The sequence below is a fragment of the Acidimicrobiia bacterium genome (genome assembly GCA_036396535.1).
Taxonomy (GTDB): Bacteria; Actinomycetota; Acidimicrobiia; order Spongiisociales; family UBA5794; genus DASWKR01.
On sequence record DASWKR010000068.1, the window covers coordinates 21,986 to 31,807 of the forward strand.

Consider the following 9,822-nt stretch of genomic DNA (forward strand, 5'->3'; position numbering starts at 1 on the left):
TAGCTCGCGGCTGCAAAGACTACGTCGCGTCGAGCCGCCCCCGACCGCAGGCTCCTCATCCTCCTTCGGCACATCCCGTATGGAGGATGCATGAGGTCAGATGGCCCTCCCCGACGTCGTCGAGGCGCACCCGTTCGATCGGGTCGAAGCGAATTCGAAGCTCCGGGCCGTGCACGCCCAGCTCGACGAGCGCCGAGCGCATCGGGCGGGGTGCCTCGCCGTCGAGGAGCGAGCGCGCCTCGGCGGAGGCCTCATCCCCCCCGAATCGCAACGTCGCCTCGAAGTCGGATGTCCGCTCGACCCCGCTCATCTCGTTCAACACGGTGGTGTTGTCGAGAAGCCAGGCGACTGCGTCGTCGACCTCCCAACCGCACCTCGGCGTCGCCACGGGACAGCGGGTGTGGAATCTGCACCCGTGCGGCGGCCTGGCGGGATCGGGAACGGTCCCTTCGAGGCCGCGCATCTCGGCTTCCTCGCCACGTTCGAGGAGGTCGGGGTTCGCCGCCAGGAGAGCCTCGGTGTACGGATGACGAGGGGAGGCGAACAACTCGTCGGCGCCCGCTTGCTCGACGACCTCACCGAGGTACATGACCACGATCTTGTCGCTCATGAGCCGCACCACGCCGAGGTCGTGGGTGATGAAGAGGTACGTGAGGCCTCGCTCCTGCTGGAGCTCGTGGAGGAGATTGAGGATCTGGGACTGCACGGACACGTCCAACGCGCTCGTCGGCTCGTCGAGCACGATGAACTCCGGGTCGAGGGCCAGCGCCCTGGCTATCGAGATCCGCTGGCGCTGTCCCCCCGAGAACTGGTGGGGATACCGGTACAGGTGTTGCCGGCCCAACCCGACGCTCTCGAGCAGCGCGACGACCCGGCCGATCAGATCGGCTCCCGATGCTTCGCGGTGGACTCTGAGTGGCCTGCCGACGATGTCCTTGACGAGCTGGCGCGGGTTCAGGGAGCTGAACGCGTCTTGGAACACGAACTGGCAGTTGCGCCGATACACGCGCCAAGCGTCGCCTTTCAGCCGGTCGATGCGATGGGCTGCGTCGATGGCGGCTGCCTGCGCACGCTGCTCGGAGGTGCGGCGCTCGGCTGGGGTGCCGTCGAACTCGTCGAGGAAGCGGCGATCCCGGTCGGGGAGCCGAAAGTACACGCCCCCTCCCGTGGTGTCGGTGAGCCCCGCGATGCAGCGGCCGAGCGTGGTCTTCCCGCAGCCGCTCTCCCCGACCAGGCCGACGGTCTGCCCGCGGGGCACGTCGAAGCTGACGCCGTCGACGGCCTGGACGTTGCCGACGATCTGCTGGAAGACCCCCTCGCGCACGGGGAAGTACTTCTGGACTGCCCGCAGCGTGATCACCGGCTCGGCTTCGACCCGGCGTCCGACGGGCGGGGTGTCGTCGCGCAACGTCGTCACAGCGGGCCTCCGTCGACGTGCGGGAGCCGATCGGCCGCCACGCCGAGCATCTCGGGAGAGGCGTAGGCGTGGCAGGCAACGGTCCGATGGCCGGGTCGGGCGATCAGGGCCGGGTCGACGCTGCGGCACAGGTCCGTAGCGTGGGCACAGCGGGTGTTGAACCGGCACGCCGCGGCGGGATCGATCAGCTCGGGGACGGTCCCTTCGATGGCAGACAGCTCCCCTCGCTTGTGGGCGAAAGAGGGGACCGCAGCGAGGAGCCCTCGCGTGTACGGGTGCTGAGGCTCGTAGAAGACGTCGTCGGTGTCGCCCATCTCGGCGATCCGGCCGGCGTACATGACTGCGATCCTGTCGGCGACCCGACGGACGAGAGACAGGTCGTGGGTGATGTACAGCACGGCAGTCTGGTGACGCTCCTGGAGCTCGCGGATGAGCTCGACGATGCGTGCCTGGATCGTCACGTCGAGCGCGGTGGTCGGCTCGTCTGCGATCAGGAGGTCGGGATTGCACGCCAGCGCCTGGGCGATCATGACTCGCTGCTTCATCCCGCCCGACAGCTCGTGGGGATAGCTCGACATGATCTTGCGCGGGTTGGGGATCTGCGTCTCCGCCAGCGCGCCGGCGACGAGCTCGTCGACTCGCCTTCTGAGGCGTCTCGCCTGACTGCGCAATGGTGGGAACCGCAGCGCCAGGCGCTCGATCGTCCTCGTCCGCTGGGAGGCGGCCCTGCGCATGATGCGCGGCGCCCTACCCTCCCATACGTCGAGCAGCTCCTGGCTGCGATGCTGGTAGAAGACCTCGGCAACCTGGTCGCCGATCGGCATCGCCGGGTTGAGGGCCTTGCCGGGATCCTGGAAGATCATCGCGATCCGGTTGCCGCGAATCGTCAGGAGGTCCGCTGGAGAGATCTTGAGGAGGTCGACGGGCGGCGCCACGTGCTCCCGGGCCTCTCGGCTCCAGAAGTCGATCCGCCCTCCGGCGTACACGCCGGGCGGGGTGGGTATCAGCCGCAGGAAAGAACGGGCCGTGACGCTCTTCCCACAGCCCGTCTCGCCGACTAGCCCGAGGATCTCGCCATCGAGGATGTCGAAGGAGACTCCGTCGACGGCACGAACGAGGCCGGCTTTCGTCTGAAAGTAGACCTTGAGCCCATCGACCGAAGCGACGAGCGGCGCCGTCGTGCGCCCGGCCGGCATCGTCGCCTCGGCCGTCATCGACCCTCTGTGCGCGGGTCGAGGACGTCCCGGAGCCCGTCGCCGAACAGGTTGAATGCGAGCGCCCACAGGAAGACCATGGCTCCCGGGATCGTCGATGCCCACCACCGACCGGCCGAGATCCCAGCTTGGCCTTCGCTCACGAGCACTCCCCACTCCGCCAAGCCCGCCTCCGCCAGCCCGATGAAGCTGAGCGTCGCGCCGACGAGGACGATGTTGCCCATGTCGAGCGTCGCCTGCACGACCACCGGGGTGATCGAGTTCGGGAGCACGTCCCTGCGGTAGATGTTGAACCTCGAGTCACCGATCACCCGGGCCGCGTCGACGTACTCGTTCTGCTTCACATGGATGATCTGGCCTCGGATGATCCTGGCGTACTTCACCCAGAACACGACGGTCAGGGCGAAGATGATGTTGGCGAACGACGGTCCGAGCACCGCCGCGATGGCGAGGGCGAAGATCAGCTCGGGAATGGCGAGGAAGACGTCGACGATCCGCATGATGACCTCGTCGACCTTGCCGCCGATGAAACCGGCGATGCTCCCCATGATCGTGCCGACGACCATGGTGATGCTCACGACGATGGCCGACATCTGCAGCGAGGTCCGCGCCCCCCACAGCACCCCGTAGAGCACGTCCCCGCCGGTCGAGGTCGTACCGAGCAGATGCCCTGGAGTCCCCGGCGGCTCGTTGAGCGCCGTCCAGTCCCGCGGCATCTGATACGGATCAGGCCGGTTCGGCTCCGTGATGAGCGGTGCCAGCAACGCAACGCCGATCAGCGCGACGATGATCACGAGGCCGACGACCGTGGTCGGGTTGCTGAGGACGTCGCGTGCCACCTCGCCGAATCGCTTGACGCGAACAGCCAGGGGACCCGATGTCGGCAGGACGGATCTGCGAGCGGCTGTGTCGACCATGTCTCAGCTCCCGAGGATCACACGTCGGTCGAGGTACGCGTACAGCACGTCGACGACGAGGTTGACCACGAGGAACAGGATGCTGGTGAACAGGACGTACGCCATGATCGTCGCCTGATCGCCCCGAAGCACCGCATCCGCCATCCACCGCCCCATGCCGGGCCAGATGAAGATGATCTCGACGACGACCGTTCCCTGAAGGAGGAAGCCGAAGCCGAGGCCGATCACGGTCACGGTGGGGATCAGAGCGTTGCGACGCGCATGGCGGCGGAGCACCAGCCTCTCAGGGAGGCCCTTCGCCCTGGCGGCGTCGACGTAGTCCTCGTTGAGCTCCTCGGCGAGCGAGGATCGCATCATCCTCGTGATGATGGCGGTGGCGCCGTAGCCGAGTGTGACTGCCGGGAGAGTCAGATGCCACAAGGCGTCGCGCATGGCGGTGAAGCTGCCGGCCAGGAGCGCATCGAGGGTGTAGACGCCGGTTGGATGTGCGATCGACGCGAACACCGCAGCGTCGGAGCGGCCGACCGGGAACCAGCCGAGCCGCACCCAGAAGATGATGAGGAGCACGATCGCGAACCAGAAGATCGGTGTGGCCGCCCCGCTGATGGCGAATATCCGCGTGAGATGGTCGGGGAGGCGGTTACGCCTCGCACCGGCGAACGTGCCGAGTGCGATTCCCATGGTGACGGCCACGATCGCTGCGGCCACCGACAGCTCCAGCGTCGCCGCCAGCCGTCGCGGAAGCACCTCCATAACCGGAGCCGCCGAAACACCCGAGTACCCGAGGTCGCCCCGCACCACTCCCCCGAGCCACGCGATGTATTGCTCAGGGAGCGACTCGTCGAGCCCGTAGCGCTCCTCGATCTCGGCGACTTCCGCGGCTGTCATCTCGTGCTCGAGGTAGATGGCGATCGGATTGCCTCCAACCCTGCCGAGGGCGAAGACGATGATCGACGTGCCCACCAAGATCAGAGGCAGGATCAGCAACCTTCGGATGACGTACTCGCGGATCTGCACGTGGTGTCATCTATCCGATCGATCGTCACTCAGCCGTCGCCGCGGCCGTGTGCACCCGAACGATACCGGGCGGGCGCACACGGCCCGGCGGTGCGTCACTTGTCGAAGAGCGCGAACTTCAGGCTCGGCCGCGGCCACAGTGGGTTCATCTGGAAGTTCTCGACCCAGCTCCTGTGCGCCATGAGCGCTCGCTCGTTCCCGGGGATGACCCACATGGGGTCGTCATAGAGCGTCTGGGTGAGCTCTTGGTAGATCTCGACGCGCCTGTCCGTGTCCGTCGAGACGGCCGCCTCCTCCACCAGCGCCGCGATGGCGTCGGGATCGCTGTAGCCGTTCCGGAACACGTGAACCTCTCCCCATTCGCCGTCCGGATGGACATACGCCGCGAACAGCGCCGCCGGATCCGCGAATGGGTCGGCGTTCTTGATCCACGCCGCATACGGGAACGGGACCTCTCCATGGGCAGTGTCGAATTGCACCTCGACGACCGCCAGGACGTTGATGACGAAGTTCTCGTTGAGGGCCGCCATCGAGTCCTTGAGCACGAGGCCCGCCGTCTCGAAGATTCCGCCCTCCTCGACGAGGACCGTCATCGTGAATCCCTCGTCCCACCACCCGGTCTCTCGGAAGAGCTCCTCGGCGCGGGCCAGGTCCGTCTCGTAACGCGGCAACGAGTCGTCGTAGCCGAGCATCCCCTGCGGCAGGTAGTGCGGGATCGTCCCGCCGAGGCCGCTCAACCCGCCTTCGATGAACGCCTGGTAGTCGAACGCCAGGTTGAATGCCTGTCGCACTCTCGGGTCCCAGAAGAAGTCGGCCGGGATCGTGTCCTCCGGCGGCAACAGGTCTTCCTGGATGTCGAGGTTCAATCCGACGTGAACCGGCTCGAGCAGCCACTCGCCGGTGAAGATCGTCACGCCCTCTGCACCTTCGAGGTCGGTGATGAAGGTCGGGTCCGTCTCGATCGAGTCGTAGTCGCCGGCTCGGAGGCCGAGCACTCTCACGTCGGAGTCGGGGACCTGATCGATCCGGACGTCGAGCTTGGCCGGCTCGCCCCAGTAGTCCTCGAACACCTCGAGCTGGATGTTCTCGCCGCGATTCCACTCCGTCAGGCGATAGGCGCCGCTGCCGACGGCGTTGCCTGAGAAGAACTCATTCGGAGTGCCGGCCGCGACACCACCGTTGGCTTCGACCGCTTCCTGGCTGACGATCGAGGCGACCGCCGCCGTGACGACCGAGTTGAGGAAGGCGGCGTTGCGCTCCGCCAGGGTGACCACGAAGTTGTTCCCGTCGACGGATGTCTCGGCGACGATGTCTGCGAGAACACTGCTGTTGCCCTCGGGCAGGCTCATCGTGAGGGCACGATCCCATGAGAACTTCACGACGTCCGCGGTGAGCTCGCTGCCGTCGTGGAACACGGCCCCTTCCCTGATCGGGAACGTGTACGTCAGGCCGTCCTCCGAGATCAGGCCGTTGTCGATCGTCGGCACCTCGGAGGCCACGCCGGGAACTAGATCAGGACCTCCCGGCCCGATCTCGACGAGCCGCTCGTAGACCTGCAGGATCACCGTCTCGCCGGCTTCTCCGGCTGCGACCTGTGCCGGGTCCAAGCTGAGTGGCTCATCATCGGCAGCATGAACGTACAGGCCGGCATTGCTGACATCGCCGTCGGTCGACGGCTCAGTGTCCTCGGTTTGACCCGGCTCGGTCGTGCTCGAGGGCTCTTCGCTCGAGCATGCCGCCAGAACCAGTGACAGCGCGATGGCGATGATTGTCGGCGTCTTGAGGCGACCGAATCGGTCGTGTCGGAATCGCATGCGGGCTCCCTCCGTATATGGGTGTGTCCGCAACCGCGGGCATCCTCCGTACCGCAATCGATTGCGGAAACCCGCCTGAAAGCTAGACCGACGTTCGAGGCCCGTCAACAGGATGGGCACCGTGAGCGGGTTGGCTACGTGGCGGGCCGCGCGCTCGATGCCGACGCTGCCGTCAGGCGGGCCGGGCTCGCTCTGCGACGACGTCGAGGAGCGGCACGACCCGGATGTTCCGACGCGTCAACTCGGCCCCGCAGTGAGCACACGCGGCGATCATGTGCGTCTCGTGCCCGCAGTCGTCGTGGATGGCGACGCGCGCCGCGGTCGCAGGCTCCCAACGATCTCCGAAGCGCCACAACGCCATGAGGACGTCGAACAGATCGCGACCCTTGTCGGTGAGGACGTACTCGTGCCTGGTCGGATTGTCCTGGTACTGCTTCGTCGTGAGGATGTCCTTGTCGACGAGCCCCTGCAGCCTGTCGGCGAGGATGTTGCGGGCAATGCCGAGATCCTTCTGGAAGTCGTCGAAGCGGCGCACGCCGAAGAAGGCGTCGCGCACGATGAGGAGGCTCCACCGATCGCCGATGACGTCGACCGTGTTGGCGACCGAGCAGTCGAGGTGGTCGAGGGACTTCCGTGGAGGCATGGAGACAGCATAGTCGGTTGCGTTACGAAACCAACTTGCAGTAGTGTGGGTTTCGTAACGCTACTGACTGGAGTGATCCATGCGTACCACCCCCCGCATCACGAGAGCGATGCGCCGCACCATCGCCAGGGAGCCGCTCGTGCGCCTGGCGATTCCCGTCGAGACCGTCATCGACCAACTCGAGCGCAGGCCTGTCCGGATATCGGGAGGCAAGTCATGGGAGCGATGAGCACGACCGCCCGCTGGACGAGTCGGGTCGCCCCCGGCCCGGTCTCCGCCGTGGCCGAGTGGATGTGGTTCAGGCCGCGGGCGAGACGAGCAGGACCGCGGCCCTCGGGTGCGAAGCCCTTCGAGCTCACGGTCGGCAAGCGCGACCTCGGCGGCTACACGCTCGGCACCGGTGAGCCTGTGCTCCTCCTCCACGGCTGGGGAGGCGACGCCAGCGATCTCAACCCGCTCGCCGAGGCCGTCGCCTCGCACGGAGCCCGCGCCGTGGTCCCCGAGCTGCCCGGCCACGGCTCCGATCGCGGATCGCGCGCCGACCTCTTCGCGATGACGGCCACCGTCTCGGCGGTCGGATGGATGTTCGGGGCGCCCGACGTCGTCGTCGCCCACTCGTTCGGCGCCCCCGTCGCCTTCTCGGCATTCGCAGCCGGCGGTCCCCGCCACGTGATGCTGATCGCCCCCGCCCTCCGTATGGACGGCTACTTCGATTGGTTCGTCGCCCGGCTCGGCTTGTCGCACGGCGCACGGCGACGGTTCTCGGGGCGCATCGAGCGGTTCGCCGGCCCGCAGATCATGTCGATCATGCGCGGCGAAGGAGTGATACCCGGAGCCGACGTGCTCATCGTGCACGATCCAGCCGATCGCACGATCGCATTCGCCGATTCCGAGCGGTACGCCGCGGCGCATCCACGGACGAGCCTGATGCCGGTGGGCGGTGCCGGCCACCAGGAGATCCTCGGACATCCCGCCGTGCTCGATGCGGTGAGCCGACTGCTCCCGATCTGATACCGGCCGACGGCTCGGACCAGACCGTTCGGCCCCTACATTCCGGCGTCCCCCTGTCGCAATAGTGCGATGGTGGTACGCAAGAACGGAGGGGCCACCCAAGCCGATCGTTCCGGCGTCCCCCTGTCGTAATAGTGCGATGGTGGTACGCAGGAACGGAGGGTGGCAGCCCCCCTGACCCCAACCCCCAACGCTCCAGCGAAGCCATGATTGATCTCAAGCAGGTTTTGGCATTCTCCGATGAAACAACGGTGAAGGATGCGAACGGGGTTCACTTCGTGTTCCCCCGCCCGACGCGGGTGCCGCCGAGCGCTCGACGACGCTCGAGCGGTTCGCGCAACCGGTCTGACCGAAACGGGGCTCGCGACGCGGAAGTCCGAATGGGATGGACCCGAATGGGATGGACCCGAGTGGGATGAGTATGTCAGAGCAGAGTGCCGATCAGACGGAGCACGAGGCGGACACGGCGATGGCTCGCCGACTGCTGCATCCCAGGCTCGCCTCGCAGCTCGCCCAGCTCGGGCTCGCACATGACGTAGCTCCTGACCTGGCCTCTTGGAACCGGCTCCTCGCCACGGTGCACGACCACTACGCGGAGTCGGAACGGCTGAGCGACGACCTCATGGAGGCCATGCGAGGCTGGTCGAGCTTCGAGAACCTGTTCCGAATCTCGCCGATCCCGATCATGGAGCAGGACTATTCGGCGCTCGAGCGCTGGATGGAGGATCTGCGGCGCACCGGGGTGACCAGCCTGAGGGAGCACCTCGGAGACGACCTCGAGGCGATCAGGGCGATCGTCCCGATGATCCGTATCGTCGCAGCCAATCCGGCGGCGGTGCGCGCCGTCGGCCTGCCGCTCGACCGGCTGATCGGACCGATCTCGCCCCACATCGTCAACGACGGTTCCCAGACCGGCTGGCTGACCCAACTGCAGGCCGTGTGGGACCGTGAGCCCGTCGCCTACGCAGCCTTCACAGCAGCGACGGCCAGCGGGGTGGCCTACGACGCGGAGTCGATCCTGGCGGCACCGGTCATCGCCGGATCGCCCGACTTCTCGAGAGCGGTGTTCACCGTCATCGACGTGACGAGCCACCGCAACGAGGAGCGCAGGATGGAAGACCTGGTACTCGCCAAGAACCGGTTCCTGGCGGCCGTGAGCCACGAGATCCGTACTCCTCTGACGGCCATCCTCGGGTTCTCTCGCCTGCTCCACGAGGACGGCGCGATCGCTCACCACGACCGCGCCAGGATGATCTCCTCGATCGTCGAGCATTCCCAAGCCGTCGCCGATCTCGTCGAGGACCTGCTGGTGGCCGCCCGAGCGGAGATGGGCCAGATCGAGCTCGTCAACACGACCTTCGACCTCGTCGATCTCATCAACCAGACGCTCCGAGCGGGTGGGTCGTTCACGTCCGGGGTCTCCCTACGGCACGAGGGCGAGCTCACGAGGGCAGTAGGCGACCCGGCCCGAGTCCGCCAGATCGTGAGGAACCTCCTGACCAATGCGGAGCGGTACGGCGGAACCCAGGTGTCGATCACCGTTAGGGACGCCGCCGGGTGGCTGCAGGTCGATGTCGTCGACGATGGAGCCGGCCTCCCCGTCGACCAATGGGAGCGGGTGTTCGAGCCGTACCACCGGGCCCACGAGAGCACCGACCAACCCGAGTCGGTCGGGATCGGTCTCGCCATCTCCAGGCAGCTCACCGACCTGATGGGCGGCATGCTCGACTATCGCTACGAGTCCGGTCACAGCATCTTCCGCCTGTCGCTGCAGGCCGCCTCGGGGTGA

9 protein-coding genes are annotated in these 9,822 nt (G+C 66.8%); 3 read left to right on the forward strand and 6 right to left on the reverse strand.

Going from position 1 to position 9,822, the window contains the following annotated elements; translation table 11 throughout:
• Positions 1–55: 55 nt before the first annotated feature.
• The 6 genes from VGC47_12790 to VGC47_12815 all read right to left on the reverse strand — a co-directional run bounded on the left by VGC47_12790 (position 56) and on the right by VGC47_12815 (position 7,022).
• A complete protein-coding gene (locus tag VGC47_12790; GenBank protein ID HEX9856183.1) occupies positions 56–1,417 on the reverse strand; it encodes an ABC transporter ATP-binding protein in 1,362 nt (453 codons plus the stop codon).
• Complete coding sequence (locus VGC47_12795) at positions 1,414–2,631, reverse strand: ABC transporter ATP-binding protein (GenBank protein ID HEX9856184.1); 1,218 nt, start codon at positions 2,629–2,631, stop codon at positions 1,414–1,416. Before VGC47_12795 ends, VGC47_12790 begins: the two co-directional genes overlap by 4 nt.
• Positions 2,628–3,548 carry an ABC transporter permease gene (locus VGC47_12800; protein HEX9856185.1) on the reverse strand — a complete coding sequence of 307 codons (921 nt, stop codon included), beginning with the start codon at positions 3,546–3,548 and terminating at the stop codon, positions 2,628–2,630. Before VGC47_12800 ends, VGC47_12795 begins: the two co-directional genes overlap by 4 nt.
• A 3-nt stretch (positions 3,549–3,551) precedes the next feature.
• Entirely contained in the window at positions 3,552–4,565 is a 1,014-nt protein-coding gene (locus tag VGC47_12805) for an ABC transporter permease (protein ID HEX9856186.1), read from the reverse strand.
• Between the two features lie 95 nt (positions 4,566–4,660).
• Positions 4,661–6,379, reverse strand: a complete 1,719-nt coding sequence (locus VGC47_12810; protein HEX9856187.1) for an ABC transporter substrate-binding protein — start codon at positions 6,377–6,379, stop codon at positions 4,661–4,663.
• Between the two features lie 172 nt (positions 6,380–6,551).
• The gene (locus tag VGC47_12815; GenBank protein HEX9856188.1) at positions 6,552–7,022 is read right to left on the reverse strand and encodes a helix-turn-helix domain-containing protein; all 471 of its coding nucleotides are present in this window, start codon (positions 7,020–7,022) and stop codon (positions 6,552–6,554) included.
• Between the two features lie 79 nt (positions 7,023–7,101).
• On the opposite strand from VGC47_12815, the gene VGC47_12820 reads away from it, so the two are divergent.
• The 3 genes from VGC47_12820 (at position 7,102) to VGC47_12830 (ending at position 9,822) form a co-directional block, all read left to right on the forward strand.
• The gene (locus VGC47_12820; protein HEX9856189.1) at positions 7,102–7,251 is read left to right on the forward strand and encodes a hypothetical protein; all 150 of its coding nucleotides are present in this window, start codon (positions 7,102–7,104) and stop codon (positions 7,249–7,251) included.
• Positions 7,248–8,033, forward strand: coding sequence for an alpha/beta fold hydrolase (locus VGC47_12825; GenBank protein ID HEX9856190.1), 786 nt, complete (start codon positions 7,248–7,250; stop codon positions 8,031–8,033). Before VGC47_12820 ends, VGC47_12825 begins: the two co-directional genes overlap by 4 nt.
• 421 nt (positions 8,034–8,454) lie before the next feature.
• Positions 8,455–9,822: a HAMP domain-containing sensor histidine kinase gene (locus tag VGC47_12830; GenBank protein HEX9856191.1), complete on the forward strand. Its 1,368-nt coding sequence runs from the start codon at positions 8,455–8,457 to the stop codon at positions 9,820–9,822.

Coding starts and splice junctions, on each gene's coding strand:
- VGC47_12795 (HEX9856184.1), bottom strand. CDS start 2,631: ATGACGGCCGAGGCGACGATGCCGGCCGGGCGCACGACGGCGCCGCTC.
- VGC47_12815 (HEX9856188.1), bottom strand. CDS start 7,022: ATGCCTCCACGGAAGTCCCTCGACCACCTCGACTGCTCGGTCGCCAAC.
- VGC47_12810 (HEX9856187.1), bottom strand. CDS start 6,379: ATGCGATTCCGACACGACCGATTCGGTCGCCTCAAGACGCCGACAATC.
- VGC47_12800 (HEX9856185.1), bottom strand. CDS start 3,548: ATGGTCGACACAGCCGCTCGCAGATCCGTCCTGCCGACATCGGGTCCC.
- VGC47_12830 (HEX9856191.1), top strand. CDS start 8,455: ATGTCAGAGCAGAGTGCCGATCAGACGGAGCACGAGGCGGACACGGCG.
- VGC47_12825 (HEX9856190.1), top strand. CDS start 7,248: ATGAGCACGACCGCCCGCTGGACGAGTCGGGTCGCCCCCGGCCCGGTC.
- VGC47_12820 (HEX9856189.1), top strand. CDS start 7,102: ATGCGTACCACCCCCCGCATCACGAGAGCGATGCGCCGCACCATCGCC.